The organism is Caldanaerobius polysaccharolyticus DSM 13641 (genome assembly GCF_000427425.1).
Classification (GTDB): Bacteria; Bacillota; Thermoanaerobacteria; order Thermoanaerobacterales; family Caldanaerobiaceae; genus Caldanaerobius; species Caldanaerobius polysaccharolyticus.
The window spans coordinates 249722-268305 of record NZ_KE386495.1 but is presented as its reverse complement, the minus strand read 5'-3'; the positions used below and the strand labels follow the sequence as shown (position 1 = coordinate 268305).

The 18584-nt window shown below is 36.8% G+C and carries 15 protein-coding genes; 14 read left to right on the top strand and 1 reads right to left on the bottom strand.

Annotated elements, in window-relative coordinates; genetic code table 11:
- The first annotated feature begins 60 nt into the window (after nucleotides 1–60).
- From CALPO_RS0107595 to CALPO_RS0107535, 14 genes are all read left to right on the top strand, one after another.
- Nucleotides 61–1584 carry a sugar ABC transporter ATP-binding protein gene (locus CALPO_RS0107595; RefSeq protein WP_245589925.1) on the top strand — a complete coding sequence of 508 codons (1524 nt, stop codon included), beginning with the start codon at nucleotides 61–63 and terminating at the stop codon, nucleotides 1582–1584.
- The gene (locus CALPO_RS0107590) at nucleotides 1568–2572 is read left to right on the top strand and encodes an ABC transporter permease (protein WP_084295231.1); all 1005 of its coding nucleotides are present in this window, start codon (nucleotides 1568–1570) and stop codon (nucleotides 2570–2572) included. The genes CALPO_RS0107595 and CALPO_RS0107590 overlap by 17 nt, the downstream gene beginning before the upstream one ends.
- Nucleotides 2573–2593: 21 nt before the next feature.
- Nucleotides 2594–3499, top strand: a complete 906-nt coding sequence (locus tag CALPO_RS0107585) for a class II fructose-bisphosphate aldolase (RefSeq protein WP_218915172.1) — start codon at nucleotides 2594–2596, stop codon at nucleotides 3497–3499.
- 33 nt (nucleotides 3500–3532) lie between these two features.
- Nucleotides 3533–4702: a carbohydrate kinase family protein gene (locus CALPO_RS13545; protein WP_051585917.1), complete on the top strand. Its 1170-nt coding sequence runs from the start codon at nucleotides 3533–3535 to the stop codon at nucleotides 4700–4702.
- A 16-nt stretch (nucleotides 4703–4718) separates the two neighbouring features.
- Nucleotides 4719–5261, top strand: coding sequence for a D-lyxose/D-mannose family sugar isomerase (locus tag CALPO_RS0107575; protein ID WP_026486773.1), 543 nt, complete (start codon nucleotides 4719–4721; stop codon nucleotides 5259–5261).
- 245 nt (nucleotides 5262–5506) lie between these two features.
- Nucleotides 5507–7075 (top strand): class I SAM-dependent DNA methyltransferase, encoded by a 1569-nt coding sequence (locus CALPO_RS0107570; RefSeq protein ID WP_245589924.1) that lies wholly within the window; start codon nucleotides 5507–5509, stop codon nucleotides 7073–7075.
- Entirely contained in the window at nucleotides 7065–8279 is a 1215-nt protein-coding gene (locus tag CALPO_RS0107565) for a restriction endonuclease subunit S (protein WP_026486771.1), read from the top strand. The genes CALPO_RS0107570 and CALPO_RS0107565 overlap by 11 nt, the downstream gene beginning before the upstream one ends.
- A gap of 35 nt (nucleotides 8280–8314) precedes the next feature.
- Nucleotides 8315–9094 (top strand): DUF262 domain-containing protein, encoded by a 780-nt coding sequence (locus CALPO_RS15355; RefSeq protein ID WP_245589923.1) that lies wholly within the window; start codon nucleotides 8315–8317, stop codon nucleotides 9092–9094.
- Nucleotides 9095–9187: 93 nt separating this feature from the next.
- Nucleotides 9188–10057: a hypothetical protein gene (locus CALPO_RS15350; RefSeq protein WP_245589922.1), complete on the top strand. Its 870-nt coding sequence runs from the start codon at nucleotides 9188–9190 to the stop codon at nucleotides 10055–10057.
- A gap of 36 nt (nucleotides 10058–10093) precedes the next feature.
- Nucleotides 10094–13195, top strand: coding sequence for a type I restriction endonuclease subunit R (locus CALPO_RS0107555; protein ID WP_026486770.1), 3102 nt, complete (start codon nucleotides 10094–10096; stop codon nucleotides 13193–13195).
- A 121-nt stretch (nucleotides 13196–13316) separates the two neighbouring features.
- On the top strand, nucleotides 13317–14213 hold the full coding sequence (dapA, locus tag CALPO_RS0107550; RefSeq protein WP_026486769.1) for a 4-hydroxy-tetrahydrodipicolinate synthase: 897 nt from the start codon (nucleotides 13317–13319) through the stop codon (nucleotides 14211–14213).
- Nucleotides 14214–14245: 32 nt separating this feature from the next.
- The gene (ilvD, locus tag CALPO_RS0107545) at nucleotides 14246–15982 is read left to right on the top strand and encodes a dihydroxy-acid dehydratase (protein WP_026486768.1); all 1737 of its coding nucleotides are present in this window, start codon (nucleotides 14246–14248) and stop codon (nucleotides 15980–15982) included.
- Nucleotides 15983–16132: 150 nt separating this feature from the next.
- Complete coding sequence (locus tag CALPO_RS0107540) at nucleotides 16133–16849, top strand: FxLYD domain-containing protein (RefSeq protein WP_026486767.1); 717 nt, start codon at nucleotides 16133–16135, stop codon at nucleotides 16847–16849.
- A 29-nt stretch (nucleotides 16850–16878) separates the two neighbouring features.
- Entirely contained in the window at nucleotides 16879–18183 is a 1305-nt protein-coding gene (locus CALPO_RS0107535) for an S-layer homology domain-containing protein (RefSeq protein WP_026486766.1), read from the top strand.
- A gap of 44 nt (nucleotides 18184–18227) precedes the next feature.
- Here CALPO_RS0107535 and CALPO_RS0107530 read toward each other — a convergent pair whose 3' ends face one another.
- Nucleotides 18228–18488, bottom strand: a complete 261-nt coding sequence (locus CALPO_RS0107530) for a hypothetical protein (protein WP_026486765.1) — start codon at nucleotides 18486–18488, stop codon at nucleotides 18228–18230.
- Nucleotides 18489–18584: the final 96 nt, after the last annotated feature.

Here is an 18584-nt window from a genome sequence, read left to right as displayed (position 1 = left end):
AATAAGATAGGAAACATATATATTCCAATGTTATAGCTGTTGTTAAATTTTGAGAGGGAGATGGCAAGCCTAATGAGTGCTTCTTCTTTGCTACAATTAAAAAATGTTAGTAAACATTTCCCGGGTGTTAACGCTTTGGTGGATGTTGATTTTGAACTTCAGGAAGGCGAAATACACGCTCTCCTAGGAGAAAATGGAGCAGGAAAGTCTACTTTAATGAAGATTTTAGGTGGCATATATAGTATGGATAAAGGCGAAGTTTATATTTGCGGTAAAAAAGTAGAGATTAAGTCAGTTGAAGATGCTCGTGCATATGGGATAAGTATTATTCATCAAGAATTGGCGTTAGTTCCATATATGACGGTAGCAGAAAATATTTTTTTAGGAAGAGAACTTGTTGGCTTTGCAAAATTGGTTAATAAAAAGGCAATGATACAAGAAGCCCAGAAACTATTAGACAATTTTAAAGTTAATATAGATGCGACTTCCTTGGTTGCTAATCTAACAGGCGCACAACAGCAGATTGTTGAAATAATCAAAGCGATTGCTTTTAATGCAAAGATTCTTGTTATGGATGAACCAACATCGTATTTAACTGAAAGGGAAGTTAAATTTCTTTTTGAAATAATGAGAACCCTAAAAAGACAAGGTGTTGGAATTATATTTATATCTCATAGAATGTCGGAGCTATTTGAAATATCCGACAGGATAACTGTTATGAGAGATGGTCATTACATAGGTACAAAAGTTACCAAGCAAACTACGGTTGATGAATTGGTTTCGATGATGGTTGGTCGTGAACTTACCAATTATTATGTAAGAACCTACAATAAACCTGGTGAAACTATTTTGGAAGTTAAGCACCTGACAAGAAAAGGAGTATTTAATGATATATCTTTCAGTCTTAAAAAAGGTGAAATTTTGGGTTTCGCCGGTTTGATGGGAGCTGGTCGTTCGGAAGTTATGCGAGCCATATTTGGCCTTGATCCTATAGATTCTGGAGAAATCTTCATTAAAGGGAAAAAGGTAAATATAAAAGATCCGAACCAAGCGATGCAAATGGGAATCGCTTTGGTTCCTGAGAACAGAAAGGAAGAGGGGCTTTTTCTCATTGATAGTGTAAAATTTAATATTACTATAAAAGTATTGCAAGAATTTATAAAATTTATTAAAGTAAATAAAAAATTGGAAGATAAGATTGCCAGTAAATACGTAGATAGTTTATCCATCAAAGCATCGTCACTATTGCAGAAAGTAGGAGATCTTAGTGGTGGCAACCAGCAAAAAATCGTCATTGCTAAATGGTTAGCAACTAAGCCTGATATTTTAATTTTGGATGAACCGACTCGAGGTGTGGATGTAGGCGCGAAAGCTGAAATTTACGCAATTATGAATAGACTTGTTGCATCTGGAGTATCCATTATTATGATATCTTCTGAGTTGCCCGAGATTATTAACATGTGTGATCGCGTTGTGGTTATGTGTAATGGGACTATTACCGGCATTTTAGAACGAAATGAATTTTCACAAGAGTCAATAATGCATTACGCGATAGGGAGGAAAGAATATGTACGCACAAACTGACGTAACGAAAAAAAATGAGAATTTAGTTATTCGCTTTTTAAATCCTGTTCTTCAATATTTAAAAGATAATCTAGGAATTTTAGTTGGGTTTATTGCTATGTGCATTTTTTTATCATTTATATCACCATCGTTTCTTACTCAAACTAATATAATGAATGTACTTCGTCAAGTATCTACAAATTTGTATCTTGCTTGTGCTATGACCATGGTAATTATTTTGGGAGGCATTGATCTATCAGTAGGATCTATCATAGCCTTATCAGGTGTTATTACCGGTGGCATGATTGCTTTTAATGGATATTCTGTTCCAGTGGCGGTATGTATCGGACTATTGGTAGGCTTGTTAATTGGCGTGTTTAACGGAATTGTTGTTGCTAAAACTACTATACCACCTTTTATAGTTACCCTTGCAACTATGAATATCGCTCGTGGCCTTGCCTATATCTATACCGGAGGGCAACCCATACGCGTTATGTCTGATCAATTTACTTTTATTGGCGCCGGTTATTTGTGGGATGTTATCCCTACCCCAGTTATATATTTGATTGTCATAGTAATTATTTCGATGCTAATACTAAATAACACAAAACTAGGAAGGTATATGTACGCTGTGGGAGGAAATCGTGAAGCTGCGAGATTTTCAGGAATAAAAATTCCGAGAGTACTCTTTTTCGCTTATGCTTACAGTGGCTTAATGGCGGCTATTGCCGGAGTTGTATTAGCTTCTCGTATGTTCTCAGGGCAGCCAACAGCTGGTCAAGGAGCAGAAATGGACGCTATAGCCGCTGTTGTTCTTGGTGGTACTAGTATGAGCGGAGGGTATGGAACCATAGGTGGAACTATAATCGGGGCGCTTATAATTGGTGTGTTGAGTAATGGATTGAATTTGATGAACGTCAACTCTTTTTGGCAATATGTAGCCAAAGGTGTTGTGATTTTGATTGCTGTTTATATAGATTATCTGAAGAGGGGAAAAGTTAAATTATAAGTGTTCTATGGAGAAGTAGATTTGTTCTTGCCTAAAATAAAAGATATAGAGAGAAGGTATGTGAAAATGCTTGTAAGTCTTGCTGAATTGCTTTATGAGGCTCAAAAAAAGCAATATGCAATCGGAGCTTTTAATACACCTTCATTGGAGGCAATTAGGGCTGTTATTGCCGCTGCAGAAGAATTATCATTGCCAGTAATCATTTCTCATGCTGAAGTGCATCAAAAGTTTGTGCCTATTGAAATAATAGGTCCAATTATGTTGGCAGCAGCAAAATCAGCGGAAGTTCCTGTTTGTGTCCATTTGGATCATGGCCGAAGCCTTGAGTTAATTTATAAAGCTATGGATATGGGTTTTACCTCGGTGATGTTTGATGGATCGAATTTACCCTATGAAAAAAATATTGAAGTGACTTGTCAAATAGTTAAGGATGCTCATCATAAGGGTATTTCTGTAGAGGCTGAACTTGGAACAATGATTGAGTCTGAGCATAGCACTGAGATTACAAGTTCAAAAAGTGATATTAATTATATTTATACTGATCCAGATTTGGCTGCCGACTTTGTTCAGAGGACTGGTATAAATGCATTAGCAGCGTCTTTTGGAACTGTTCATGGTTTGTATTTAACATCTCCTAAGTTGGACTTTCAAAGATTGAGTGAAATTTATAAAAAAACCATGGTACCAATTGTAATGCACGGTGGATCTGGACTTGGCGAAAAGGATTACCATAAGGCAATTGTTAATGGTGTAAGGAAAATTAATTACTATACTTATATGGCCAGAGATGCTGGTGAGACTATCCGGGAAAAGTTAACTGAGTTAAGAGGTCCGGTATTTTATCACGATATTACAAGTTGGGCTATTGATTCTATGAAACAACACGCTATGAAAGTCATGAAAATTTTCGCCATGAAAAGCTATTAAAAACTAAATTTAAAACATGAAGGGAGGAAAGTAATGGGCAGTTATAATAAAATAGTAGTAGCAGGGTATATAAGTCTAGATATAATACCTGGCTGGACAAAAGGCGACTTATCTATGCTTATTCCGGGTCATTTGCTTAAAATGGAGGATATAAGCTTATCTACGGGAGGAGCCGTGTCTAATACAGGGATTGCTTTAAGAAAATTAGGTATTGATGTTTGCATGATTGGGAAAGTGGGGGATGACTACTTTGGAAAGATACTACTGGATATGTTGAGGCGTGAGAGTGAAGAAATTGCACAAAATATAATAATAAGTACCGGAGAAAAGACTTCTTATACTGTAGTACTAAATCCGCCAGATACTGATAGGATATTTCTTCATTATTCAGGTGTTAACGATACTTTTTCGGAGGAAGATATACCTTATGAAAGACTAATAGATGCCCTTATATTCCATTTTGGCTATCCGCCTCTTATGCGGCAGTTTTATATTGATGACGGAATTCATTTAAAGAATATGTATGAAAAGGTAAAAACGTCAGGAGTCATAACCAGTTTAGATATGGCCATGCCCGATCCAAACACAGATGCAGGTAAAGCCGATTGGGTAAAAGTGCTGAAAAACACACTTCCATATGTAGATATTTTTTTGCCCAGTATTGATGAATTGTTATATATGATTGATAAAGAGACCTATGGAAAATTAAATAGAGCTTCAAGGAAGGAAGAAGTAATAACAGTTGATCTGTTAAGTGATTTATCCAGAAAACTGCTGGATATGGGAAGCAAAATTATTGTCATTAAATTAGGAAATCAAGGCCTTTATCTCAGGACGGCAAATAGAGAGATTTTAGAGGAGTCTGCTTTGAATAAAGCAATAGACGTAGTCCAATGGAGCAACAGAGAACTTATAGCTCCGTGCTTTGATGCTCCAGTAGTAGGCACTACGGGTTCAGGTGATGCTACTATTGCCGGTTTTCTCGCTGCCATAGCTGAAGGAGCATCGCCTGAAATGGCAGTAAAGACTGCTATTGGCGTTGGTTCATTTAGTGTAGGATCTATAGATGCTACAAGTGGGATAAGGCCGTTAACAGAGGTGATTAAAAGGATGGAAGGTGGTTGGAAATGTCTTCCCCTAAATATTCCTCACAAAGATTGGGTACATAAGGATTTTTATGGTGATATATTTTATTTAAGATAAAGGAAGGTGGATTTTAGTGAAGTTTGAGGAATATAAAAAATTACAGGAAAAGACGTATGAATACCTTAAAAAAGCAAATATTGTTATAACTGAAGAAGAAAAGGAGAATATAGAAATCGCAGATTTTGGTTTAAACGACATAGAAAGAACTGGATTACAATTAGTTGTATATGTTAATACAGAAAGGGTTTGTGCAAAAGAATTGGTGTTATTCCCTGGTCAAACTTGTCCTGAGCATAAGCATCCAGAAGTTGACGGAAAACCAGGAAAAGAAGAAACTTTTAGGTGCAGATACGGTAAAGTTTACCTATACGTAGAAGGGGAACCTACTCAAAACAGGAAATGCAACCCACCTCATGGAGATGAACAATGTTATACAGTATTCCATGAAGTAGAATTAAATCCGGGAGAACAATATACTATTATGCCGAATACTCTTCACTGGTTTCAGGCCGGAGAAGAGGGAGCGGTGGTATCTGAATTTTCAACAAAAAGTATGGATGAATACGACGTATTTACAGATAAGAGAATTAAAAGGATACCTGTAATAGAAAGATAAAGTAATACTTTTATCAAAAGTCGGTGTAGCATATAGCATACATTGCTGATGTTTTAGTAAAGTAAATAAATTAAGATAAGCTCCACTTTTTAATGTATGTAGGAAGTGGGGCTTGTTTTATGCGGTTTTATGTGGGAGTATTTATTTTAGTTTTGACGAGAAAATATGGTATAACAGCAATAGATTGAATGTGTTTTAGCAAAATGATGTGTTATAATTGAAGTATCTAAAGAAAACGGAGGAAGTTGAAGGAAGGGGTAAAAACAGAAGTGGGTCAAAATAACGATGGAGTTTTAAATTTTGCTTCAACCCTTTGGGCAGCTGCTGATAGGTTGCGAAACAATATGGAGCCCTCGGAATACAAACATATTGTTCTTGGACTTATCTTTTTGAAATATATTTCCGATGCGTTTAAACAACGTCAGGAGGAATTACAGTATCTAATAAAAGACCCAAGCAACGAAGAATATTATTGTACAAACGATGAAGAAGTACAATTTATATTGGAAGATAAAGACGAATACATGGCAGTAAATGTATTTTATGTACCACAGGAAGCTCGATATGAGTACATTATGGCCAATGCTCAACGAAGCGATATTGGGAAGCTCATTGATAATGCCATGGATTTGATTGAAAAAGAAAATCCTAAACAACTAAGAGGAGTTCTACCTAAAGTATATACCAGAGCACCTTTGGATCCACATACTCTCGGCGAAATTGTTAATTTGATTGGAAGCATTGATTTTAACAAAGACGATGAAAAAGATATTTTGGGTAGGGTTTATGAATATTTCCTTTCTATGTTTGCACAGAAAGAGGGTAAAGGTGGCGGCGAATTCTTTACTCCGCACAGCGTGGTTAAATTGCTCGTCGAAATGATTCAACCTTTGCATGGCAGGGTTTTTGATCCCTGTTGTGGTTCTGGAGGTATGTTTGTCCAGAGTATGCGCTTTGTAGAAGCCCATGCGGGTAAAAAAGGAGATATATCGGTATATGGCCAGGAATCTAACCCGACTACTTATAGATTGTGTAAAATGAACCTTGCCATTCGAGGTATTGAAGCGGATATAAAGCTGGGTAATTCATATATAGATGATCAATTCAAGGATTTAAGAGCACATTACATATTGGCCAATCCACCGTTTAACGACAGTGTTTGGGGAGCAGATAGAGTAGCAGATGATGTAAGATGGAAATACGGGTTACCACCAGATTCCAATGCAAATTATGCGTGGATACAGCATTTTATTTATCACCTTGCGCCAAATGGTGTGGCTGGTTTTGTACTTGCCAACGGTTCTATGACTACAAGCAATAATGCGGAATACGAAATAAGGAAAAGAATTATAGAGGATAACCTGGTGGATTGTATGGTAGCACTGCCACCACAGCTATTTTATACAACAGGAATTCCTGCATGTTTGTGGTTTATCCGCAAAAGCAGGGAAACAAAAGAAACACTTTTTATTGATGCACGGAAAATGGGCGTTATGGTAGATAGGACCCATAGAGAGTTTACAGATGAAGAAATTCAAAAGATTGCTGATACATACCACAAGTGGAGGGATAAAAAGGGCTACGAGGATATCAAGGGCTTCTGTGCTGCTGTGCCAATGGAGGTCATTGCCGCAAATGACTACGTATTGGCTCCAGGTAGGTATGTGGGTATAGAAGATGCAGAAGATGACGGTATACCTTTTGAAGAAAAAATGGCAGAACTAACCGAGAAACTTTATCAACAAATGAAAGAAGCAAGAAGGCTTGATGAAATCATAAAGGCAAATCTGGAGGAGTTGGGATATGGGGAGTGAGTGGAAAGAAGTTGAGTTAGGTCAAGTGTTAGATGTTGTAACAAACTCATACAAGCCAAATGAAAATGAGGTTTTACCATATTTAGGATTAGAACATATAGAACAAGGAACTTTAAGGCTTTCTGGAATAGGAGTGTCTACCGATGTTATAAGTAATAAATACAGATTTGAACCGAATGATATATTATTTGGTAAGTTGAGACCTTATTTTAGGAAGGTATATAAACCACGCTTTAGTGGTGTTTGTTCAACTGATATAATGGTTTTGAGAACTAAAGATTGCGATATAGCAGATCAAAGTTTTCTTTTTTATGTTATAGCTTCAAAAAAATTTATCGATATAGCCACTGCTTCTTCTAAAGGAACTAAAATGCCAAGAGCAGATTGGGATCATTTAAAAAAAATGATGATTAAGCTTCCCTCAATTAAAATACAACAAAAAATTGCATCAATCCTTTCAGCTTTCGACGATAAAATCGAACTCAATAATGAGATGAACAAAACCCTTGAAGAAATAGCACAGGCCATATTTAAGCATTGGTTTATTGATTTTGAATTTCCAAACGAAAATGGTGAACCTTATAAATCCAGCGGGGGAGAGTTCGTAGATAGTGAATTGGGGCCAATACCGAAGGGGTGGGAAGTTAAAGCCCTTGATGAAATTGCCGATTTTTTAAACGGATTAGCAATGCAAAAATATCGCCCCGTCGATGAGAATAATTATCTCCCTGTATTAAAAATAAGAGAACTGAAACAGGGTGCAACCTCTTCCGATAGCGATAAATGTAGGACGGATATTGATCCAAGATATATTGTAGATGACGGAGATGTAATTTTTTCATGGTCAGGTAGTTTGGAAGTAAGAGTATGGTGTGGCGGCAAAGCAGGGTTAAATCAGCATTTATTCAAAGTTTCATCTGAGAAGTATCCTAAATGGTTTTATTATTATTGGATAAAATATCATCTTAACGATTTTAGAAGAATTGCTGAAGATAAAGCAACAACAATGGGTCACATCAAGCGAGAACATTTGAGTCAGGCAAAAGTAATCGTACCAGATGATGAATGGCTGAAGGAATTTGACAGAATATTAAGTCCTTTAATTGAGTTTTATATAAGCAACGGAAGAGAAGTGAAAATTTTATCCCAACTTCGCGATACCTTGCTTCCCAAACTTATATCAGGCGAAATAAGGGTAATGTGAAAATTGATTAACAACCTTGAAAGGAGTATAAAGACATGTCATTTCAAACACCGATTACGATATATGATGCCATAAAAAATATAAGTAGCAGGAAATATCTGCTTCCTGCGATACAAAGGGAGTTTGTTTGGAGCGAAGAGCAAATAGAACGGCTTTTTGATTCAATCATGAGGGGTTATCCTATTGGTTCTTTTCTTTTTTGGAAGGTTTCAAAGGAAAGCGTAAAAAAATATCAGTTTTATGAATTTATCTGCCACTATCATCAGGGCAAAAGCCACAATCAGAAAGCAGTTTTGATGGGTGATGAAGAAATTATATCAGTGCTTGATGGACAACAGAGACTTACTTCCCTTTATATTGCTTTAAAAGGAAGTTATGCATCAAAAATTCCTTATATGCGATGGGATAATCCTGCTGCTTTTCCGAAGAAATATCTCTATTTGAATTTACTTAAAGAAGCTGATGATGAAGATTTGAAATATGATTTCAGATTTCTTACCGAGGAAGATGCAAAAAAAAGAGATGAAAACACTTTTTGGTTTAAAGTAGGAGATATTCTTGATGAAAAGAAATTTAATCGTGAAGATCCTTCACTGATTAATGATTTTTTGATTGAAAATCAGCTTGCTACAAATAAATTTGCATCTAGAACACTTTTTAGATTATCAGATGTTATTTTTAAGCGAACATTGATAAATTATTACCTTGAAGAAGATCAAGAACTTGATAAGGTGTTGAATATTTTTATACGTGTAAATAGTGGCGGCACGGAGTTGAGTTATTCTGATTTGCTACTTTCAATTGCTACTGCCTAATGGTATAAAAGGGATGCACGAGAGGAAATTATAAAGTTCGTAGATGAAATTAATGATATTGGAAGAGGATTTACATTTAATAAAGACTTTGTCTTGAAGACTTGCCTTGTCCTCTGCGATATTAGTGATATCAGATTTAAAGTTGACAATTTTAACGCTCAAAATATGGCGGTTATTCAAGATAACTGGGATAAGATAAAGGAAAGCATAAGGACAAGCGTAGAATTAATAAATACATTCGGCTTTGATTATCAGACCTTAACTTCAAATAATGCAATTATACCAATAGCTTATTATTTGTATAAAAAAGGTCTAAATGGTAGTTTTGTAACTTCTGTTAAGTTTGGGGATGAAAGAGAAAAGATAAAAAAATGGCTTCATATTGTTCTTTTGAAGCAAATTTTTGGCGGGCAATCAGATAATATTTTAAGGACTATAAGAGAGGTTATAAGAGATAACTTGAATAGTTTCCCAGTTGACAATATGAAACAAAGGCTGAAAGGCACACCGAAATCGTTGGATTTTGGCGAAGATGAAATAGAAAATCTATTGGAATATGAATACGGCAAAAGATATACTTTTTCGGTCTTAGCTCTTTTATATCCCACACTAAATTATAACAATCTATTTCATCAGGACCATATTCATCCCAAAAGTTTCTTTACGAGTAGAGAAAAACTCCTAAAATTAGGAGTGAAACCAGAAGATATTGAATTTTGCATTGAAAATTATAATAAGATTCCCAATTTACAGCTTTTAGAAGGTAACGTAAATATGTCGAAGAGTGCAAAACCTTTCATCGAATGGTTCGATGAAAACTATAAAGATGACATTGCCAAAAATCAATATAAAGATCTTCACTATTTGAGAGGTTTGGATCTTTCTATTGTTAATTTTAAAGACTTTTTCTATAAGCGCAAAGAAATGATGAAGGATAAGCTTATGCAGATTTTAATGTTCTAAACAATATAGTGAATGGTATAAAGGGGTGAATTGACGATGTCTTTAAACGCTAATTTCGAGAGTGTTGTAGAGGAAGCAGCCATCAAATGGTTTAAAGACATAGGGTATGAATACCTGCACGGCAGCGAAATACCAATTGAGGATAGGGAAGACTACAGGGAGGTTATCTTAAAGAATAGGCTTTATAATGCACTGATAAAATTAAATCCCCTCCTTCCATCAAGCTGTATTGAAGATGCTATGCGCCAGCTAAAAAACTTTCAGTATCCAAGGATTGAGCTAAACAACAAGGAGATACACAAAATATACCGCAATGGTGCAGTGGTTACAAGACGCAACAATGAAGGTGAAGAAATTGGAGAAATAGTAAAGATATTTGATTATGAAAACCCAGAAAACAACGATTTTCTTGTCTGCAATCAGGTGAAAATCAAAGGTGCAGGTGTAAGAATTCCTGATATTATCGTCTATATCAATGGCCTGCCAGTTGGAGTATTTGAACTTAAAAATCCATTGGATGAGACAGCTACGATAGAAGGAGCGTATAGACAGCTTGAATTGTATAAAAGGGATATTCCAGACCTTTTTGCTTATAACGAGATCTGCGTTGTATCCGATGGGACGGAAGCAAAAGCAGGAACGCTTACTGCACCATGGGAGAGATTCTCTGCATGGAAGTCCATTGACGGAATACATAGCGTAGAGGGAATGCCAGCCCTTGAGGTATTGATAAAAGGTATGTTTGATAAAAACAGGGTGCTGGATATCATCAGGAACTTTGTCACTTTTACCACTACAAAAGACGAGGTAATTAAAATTATGGCCATGTATCACCAATATTACGGTGTAAATAAGGCAGTAGAAGAAACAATTAAAGCAACATCTCCTGATGGTGATAGGAGAATAGGTACGTTCTGGCATACGCAGGGTAGCGGTAAGAGCCTTTCTATGGTGTTTTATACAGGGAAGGTTATACAGCTTAAAGAACTTCAGAACCCTACAATTGTAGTTATTACAGACCGCAACGATCTTGATGACCAGTTGTATGGGACTTTCTGCAATTCAAGCGACTTAATTCCTTATCCAAAACAGGCAGAAAGCGTGGAAGACTTAAAAGAAAAACTTTCGCAAGTTGCAGCAGGTGGTATCTTTTTTACCACCATTCAGAAATTCCAGGCTGAAGCAGAAGAAGGTTTAGAAGTTATTGATCCCAAATTCAAAAGAGCCTTAAACAAAAGCAAAACCTACCCTCTGCTTTCTGACCGCAACAACATCATTGTCATTGTTGATGAGGCCCATAGGTCGCACTATGAGTTTATCGATGGTCTTGCCAAAAATATAAGACAGGCACTTCCTAACGCCAGCTTTATTGGCTTTACCGGAACGCCTATTGAGTTGGGGGACAAATCTACCCTTCAGGTATTTGGAGATTATATCAGCATTTATGATATGAAACAGGCAGTAGAAGACAAAGCTATTGTACCCATTTACTACGAAGGAAGATTGGTAAAACTTCACCTAATAAATGAGGATATTGACAGAGATTTTGAAGAAGTGACTGAGGGCGAGGAAGAAGAAGTAAAGAATAAGTTAAAGACAAAGTGGGCAGCTCTAGAAGCCATGGTGGGAACACAGGAAAGGCTTGAAACTGTGGCAAGGGACATTGTTGAGCATTTTGAAGAAAGATGCAAAGTGCTTGAAGGCAAGGGCATGATAGTCTGTATGAGCCGCAGGATTTGTGTTGACCTCTACAACGAAATAATAAAAATAAGACCGCACTGGCACAGCGATGATTTAGACAAAGGTGTAATTAAAATCGTAATGTCGGGGAATGCATCAAAAGATCCCAAGGAATTTTTGCCCCATCTGTATACCAAGTCCCAGATCAAAGAAATCGAAAAGAGGATGAAAGACCCCAAAGACCCTCTTAAGCTGGTAATTGTCAGGGATATGTGGCTTACAGGCTTTGATGTGCCATGTTTGCACACCATGTATATCGACAAGCCCATGAAGGGGCACAATTTAATGCAGGCCATAGCCAGAGTCAACAGGGTGTTCAAGGATAAACCAGCGGGATTGGTAGTAGATTATATCGGTATTGCTGATGATTTAAAACGGGCACTGGCGAATTACACCATAAGTACAGGCAAGGAGTCTGCTACCTTACCCATCGATGAAGCCATAAGGATTATGCAGGAAAAGTATGATATTGTCTGTTCATACATCCACGGTATTGATTTTGCAGGATGGGAAGGAAAAAGTGCAGACGATAAGCTTTATCTTCTGAAGCAGGCTATGGAATTAATCAACAGAGACGAAAACATAAAGAAAGATTTTCTTGATCAGTGCAATGCTTTAAGTAAGGCTTTTGCCCTTGTTGTACCGCGAGAAGAAGCAATGCGTATTCGCTCTGATGTAGCTTTTTTCCAAGCAGTAAGGAGTAATGTCGTCAAATACACTCCACCTAAAGGATTGTCGATTGAACAACTGGATAGTGCCGTAAAACAGATCATTTCTGAAGGTGTTGCGGCAAGCGACAAACCGATTGATATTTTTGATGCAGCTGGATTGAAGAAACCAGATTTATCTATTTTAAGTGATGAGTTTCTAGATGAACTTATGGGACATGAAAATAAAAACCTGCAGATTGAGGTTTTGCGCAAACTACTTAATGACGAAGTCAAGGCCAAAAGCAGAAAGAACCAGATAAAGTATGCTTCTTTTAAAGAGATGATAGAAAAGGTTTTAAATCAATATCACAATCGTGCAATCACATCTGCAGAGGTTATAAAACACCTTATTGATTTAGCCAAAGAAATGCAGAACATGGATAAACGGGCAAAAGAGATGGATTTAACAGAAGAGGAAGTTGCATTTTATGATATTGTTAGTCAAGGAAAAGAAGCGATTTTAAATGACGAAGAAGCAAAAGAGATTGCCAGGGAACTGGTGAGGATAATAAAGAATAAAACCGAAGGACAGGTAGATTGGACGATTAAAGAAAACATCAAAGCTTCTATTCGGGCAACGGTCAAGAGATTGCTGCGCCGAAAGGGCTTTAAAGACCAGGAAGAACTAGACAATGTAGTAAAAATGGTCATTGAACAGGCTGTAGCCTTATTTGAAGATGCGGCGTAGTTAAGTTTGCGTTGCAGAACCCATTTAAAGCGGGGTATATTGGTTATAAAAGCAAAACAAAAAGGGATAAACGTGGTCAGGCTATTTTATTAGTTCGAAAATGAAAAAGGATGGTGAGATCATGTTAAAAGGTGCTATTTGCCCGATGATAACGATTTTTGATGAAAATGGTAAAATAGACTATAAGGGTAATGAAATGATGATAAATAACTTAATAAATAATAAAATAAACGGTATCCTGTTTGCAGGAAGTATGGGCGAGTTTTTTAATATGACGTTACATGAGAAAAAGGAGATTATAGATCTGGCGGTTAGATCTGTTAACAAGAGAGTACCAGTTTTAATCGGTACAGGTGGTACTGTAATGGAAGAGGTAATTGAATTGACCAAGTACGCACAGAAATCAGGAGTAGACGGGGTTGTAGTTATATCGCCATACTATTTTAAACTGGACGAAGAAAGCATATACAGGTATTATGCTGAAATAGCAAAATGCGTAGATATACCTATTATTTTGTATAACTTTCCTGATAGAACATCAGTAAATTTAAGCCCTCATTTAGTTTTAAGATTGGCAAGAGATTTCAAAAATATTGTGGGAATTAAAGACACTGTGGACAACATGAGTCATACAAGGAGATTAATAGAGACCGTAAAATCTGAAGTAAATTACTTTATGGTTTTTTCAGGTTTTGATGAATATTTTATTCCAAATTTGATGGCTGGAGGAGACGGCGTAATTGGTGGATTAACTAATGTAGCTCCAGCGCTATTTGCAAAGCTATTAGAGGCTTTTAGGGAAAATGATATGGAAACAGTGTCATTGTTGCAAAAAAAAGTAAACAAACTCATGAATATTTACGATATATCACAGCCTTTTGTATCGGCTATAAAAGCTGCTGTATCTATGGTTTTAAAAGATATATCATCTACGCCCCGAAAGCCAGCTATCAAAATCAATGATGAACAGGCTAAAAAAATTAAAGATATTCTTTTAAGTGCAGGAGTGTTGTTATAAATTTTTAGGTAAAAGAGAAGGGAGAGGCACATATGTACAGTTCTACTAATCATCCAGTCAGTTCGTACGCCCGTAAGCTATGGGCTCAGTTTGACTGCTTGCAATTGGGTATGGACTGGGAAGAAGAGGATTTGAAGAAACCACAGATATTGATTGAGGATGTTTTTGGCGATAGCCACCCAGGTAGTGTACACCTCGCGAATCTTGCTCATCAAGCCAGTATTGGTGTATACGAAAAAGGTGGTAGGCCAGCTAATTTCCATGTAACAGATATATGCGATGGCTGTGCCCAAGGACACGACGGTATGAATTACGTGTTGATTTCTAGGGAAATTATTGCGGATATGGTGGAGATCCATGCGTCGTTTGTTCCTTGGGATGGTCTTATTTTAATTTCATCCTGCGATAAGTCTATTCCTGCACATCTTAAGGTGGCAGCCCGACTAAATCTGCCAACAATTTTTATACCAGGTGGTAGTATGCGACCCGGGCCTGATATGTCTACTTCAATTAAAGCAGGTGATATATCTCTTAGAGAAAAAAGGGAAGGTAGCATAACTTCAAAAGAAGTGCGCGATTATAAGTTGACAGGGTGCCCCTCGCCAGGAGCATGTCAGTTTTTAGGGACAGCTAGTACTATGCAGTGTTTAGCTGAAGCCCTGGGGTTAGCTTTACCTGGGAGTGCTTTGGTGCCGGCTACAATGAGGGATATTATAGCCATGGCAAGGAAAGCAGGAAGGCAAATAATGGATTTGGTTAAAAATAACATTAAAGTCCAAGATATCCTGACACCAGAGGCTTTTTATAATGCCATAAAGGTTCATGCAGCTATTGGCGGTTCTACCAATGCGCTGTTGCATTTACCCTCGATAGCCAGGGAAATGAATTTTGATTTGGATCTGGAAATTTTTGATAAGATAAACAGGTATATCCCTCATATAGGAAATATCTATCCTAGTGGCAAGTATCCTACAGAGGCGTTTTGGTTTGCTGGTGGAGTACCTATGGTGCAATGGCTATTGAGAGACTATCTTGATCTAGATGTGCTTACGGTAACCGGCAAGACGTTAAGACAAAACCTGAAAGACCTTGAAGAAGATGGATTTTTTGAAAGGGTTGAAGGGTACTTGCGCAATTACGGGCTTACAAGGGATGACGCGATAATGCCGGTTGAAAAAGCTAGAGAAAAAGGTTCTATAGCAATACTAAAAGGTAACTTAGCACCAGAAGGTGCTGTAATAAAGTACTCGGCTGTGGAAGAAAAAATGATGCATCATATAGGGAAAGCTCGAGTTTTTGACTGCGAAGAGGATTGCTATAGAGCGATTGTGGAAGGAAAGATAGAACCTGGCTGTGTTCTAATAATTCGTTACGAAGGTCCACGGGGTTCTGGAATGCCGGAAATGCTTATGACGACCGAAGCTATAGTCTACGATGAGAAGCTAAATGGGTCAACGGTGTTGATCACAGATGGACGTTTTTCAGGTGCTACCAGAGGACCTTGTGTTGGGCACGTATCCCCAGAGGCTTTTGTGGGGGGACCTATAGCTTTGGTTGAAGATGATGACATTATCGAATTAGATATACCAAACAGGAAATTAAATATAGTGGGTATTTCTGGGAAAGTTTGTTCAAATGAAGAGATTGAAAAGGTTTTAGCAGAGAGAAAATCCCGGTGGCAACCTCCTGACAAGAAAGTGCGTAAAGGGGTTTTTAAACGTTATACAGATAATGCTTTATCTGCTATAAAAGGTGCAGGACTTGAATAGAGGGATATAGTACCTTCGTTTTTTTACCTGATCCGGAACCCCTCAAAAGTTTTGGGCAACAGACAATATCCTGACATGGCGCGGTGTTATAATTTGGGTAGGTACAGGATAGAAAAGCAGTGGATAATACAATTTAAGGAGGTATGTTTTATGAGACTTAAAAATTGGCGATTTTGGATTGTCGCCATGGTAATTGTCATAGCTATCATAGCTGCTTTTGAGGGGTGTGGTGCATCTGATCAATCAGCGAGGGTTACCACAGGTAACATAGCTTCCTCTGATGCTAAAACGGGGAAGGACACAGTTAAGCCTAAAGAGTTGATAACATTTTCAAATGTGGTGTTGCATACAGAGGGTGGTGTAACAACTGTAAATGGTGAGGCTAAAAATAACGATAATGAAATGCATAGTTTTACACTAAAGGTAAGTTTTTATGACGCAAGCAAAAAACTTTTGGGAACAGCCGTGGGAGCCGTAAATGAACTTGCGCCTGGCGATACTAAGATTTTTACCGCTATGGCTACGGAGGATTATAGCAAAGCTGCTAGCTATAAAGTAGAAGTCGATACCATGGTGCAGTCGGTTAAATCGTATACAAGACCTAAAATTGAATTCTCAAACATTGTTGTTAAAGGACAAATGGGTGTCACCCAGGTAGATGGTGAAGTAAAAAATGGAGATAGCGTAAAACACTCATTTACATTAGTGGTAGGCTTTTACGATGGAAATGGCAAACTTCTTGGAACCGCTGCTGGAGCAGTAAATGATTTGGATGCAGGGTCGACAAAGACGTTTACGGCTATGAGCAGTGGTGATTATAGTAAAGCAGCTAATGTAAAAGTACAAATTGACAGTATGGTGGAGTAAGCACATAGTGTTAGGAGGTTTTCTTTCATATGTGTAATAGGAAAAACTATATTATTTGTCTTTTTATTTCTGCATTATTATTGCTTACATTTCTTCCTGTTAATACCGCATATGCTGTACAAAAAAAACTAGTAAAAGCCCATGACGGAGTAAAGTTGTATGAAGTAATTGATAATCCCAATGATTTTTTCCCAAGCGGATGGGAAATTAAAGTAAAGGGTTTTACGATTAAAGAAGGTGGGTACGTAGACGTAGATTTTGATTTAAATGATGTAAATGGCGATGGCAGAAGTGATCTTATCGTTTACTTATGCTCTGGGGGAAGTTCAGGTGCTACGGATTTAAGAATATACGACATTTCTAAATTATCGCCTAAGATAATATTTAATGAGAATAATTTGATGGACTATGATAAATATAATTTTGAGGTAAATTACGTAGGCGGTTTTAAAGTCAGTATTTATAATCCTGTAATGGATAAGACTTATGAAATACAGCTTAATCCAGACAATTACAAAGATTATCAGTATTTGTCTCAAATTGATACATGGCTAGATCCAGTGTATAATTATTTGGTAAAAGATATAGATAATGATGGAAAAATGGAAATAAATGCAGAACAAAGGTTTTGCGGTGTAGCTCATGCAGATACCATTGCTATATTAAGTACTATATATAAATTGCAAGATAATGAGTATAAGCCCTTTAAGATTTATTTAAGAGATTTAAGTGGTGATACATATGATATAACAAGTGACTTTGTAAAAATACATAGCAGCACACCAAGTCCTTGGGCTAAAAAAGCAGTTGATGCTTTTAATTTGTATAACTTAGCTGAACCTCTTTTTATGGATGATTATCAAAATTATATAAATCGGGAAGAACTTGCTATGCTTATTGTAAAAACATACGAAAAGATAAAAGAAAGCTTTATAGAAATACCTGTAGGCCTTGCATATTATCCATATTATGATAATTATGATGAAATGTATAAAGATTATATAATAAAAGTCAGTTACCTTGGAATAATGAATGGTTACGATAACAATAGATTTGGGGCCTGTGAACCAGTTACGAGGGAACAGATGGTTGTGACAATTGTGAGAATGTTAAAACTTCTGTATCCTGATGAAGATTATGATAATGTACCAAATATAGCATTTAAAGATGGTAATAAAATATCAAGTTGGGCTAAAAAAGATATAATGTACGCATATAAAGTAGGTATAATTAAAGGGTCGGGGAGTATTATTGCTCCTCAAAGTTATGCTACGAGGGAGCAGGCGATTACTGTATTGTATAGGTTGTTGATTGATAAAGGAATAATAAACTGATACAGTCGTATTTTGATACCGCGATGTAGGCAGGAGGTTAACAATTACTTACCTCCTGCCTTATTGCTTCTGAAAATTTCTATGGTATTTTTTGTACCGCTGTATAGCCCTGTTGCTGCTAATCCAATAGCTAATCCTTCTAAAATTCCTTTTAATATGTCTCCTGGGGCGATATAAAATATCCCTATTATAATGCCAATAATTGCGGAGGCTAAGGCGGACCATTTTTCTGGTAAGCCCAGTCGTTTGAGGACTTCAACAACGCCTACTATAAGGGGTATTATGGGCAAATTGTATATTTCCATAATATTCCCTGCCTTTTGACAATTAGATTTTTTTCAATATAATATATGAAAATAGGTTAAATAAAGCGCAAACAAATTTAAGGTTAATAATTTTCT

Bases quoted from the DNA above. Each gene is read 5' to 3' on its own strand.
- ilvD (WP_026486768.1), top strand. From the start codon at position 14,246: ATGTACAGTTCTACTAATCATCCAGTCAGTTCGTACGCCCGTAAGCTA.
- CALPO_RS0107540 (WP_026486767.1), top strand. From the start codon at position 16,133: ATGAGACTTAAAAATTGGCGATTTTGGATTGTCGCCATGGTAATTGTC.
- CALPO_RS0107595 (WP_245589925.1), top strand. From the start codon at position 61: ATGGCAAGCCTAATGAGTGCTTCTTCTTTGCTACAATTAAAAAATGTT.
- CALPO_RS0107590 (WP_084295231.1), top strand. From the start codon at position 1,568: ATGTACGCACAAACTGACGTAACGAAAAAAAATGAGAATTTAGTTATT.
- CALPO_RS0107530 (WP_026486765.1), bottom strand. From the start codon at position 18,488: ATGGAAATATACAATTTGCCCATAATACCCCTTATAGTAGGCGTTGTT.
- CALPO_RS0107555 (WP_026486770.1), top strand. From the start codon at position 10,094: ATGTCTTTAAACGCTAATTTCGAGAGTGTTGTAGAGGAAGCAGCCATC.
- CALPO_RS15355 (WP_245589923.1), top strand. From the start codon at position 8,315: ATGTCATTTCAAACACCGATTACGATATATGATGCCATAAAAAATATA.
- CALPO_RS0107565 (WP_026486771.1), top strand. From the start codon at position 7,065: ATGGGGAGTGAGTGGAAAGAAGTTGAGTTAGGTCAAGTGTTAGATGTT.
- dapA (WP_026486769.1), top strand. From the start codon at position 13,317: ATGTTAAAAGGTGCTATTTGCCCGATGATAACGATTTTTGATGAAAAT.
- CALPO_RS0107535 (WP_026486766.1), top strand. From the start codon at position 16,879: ATGTGTAATAGGAAAAACTATATTATTTGTCTTTTTATTTCTGCATTA.
- CALPO_RS13545 (WP_051585917.1), top strand. From the start codon at position 3,533: ATGGGCAGTTATAATAAAATAGTAGTAGCAGGGTATATAAGTCTAGAT.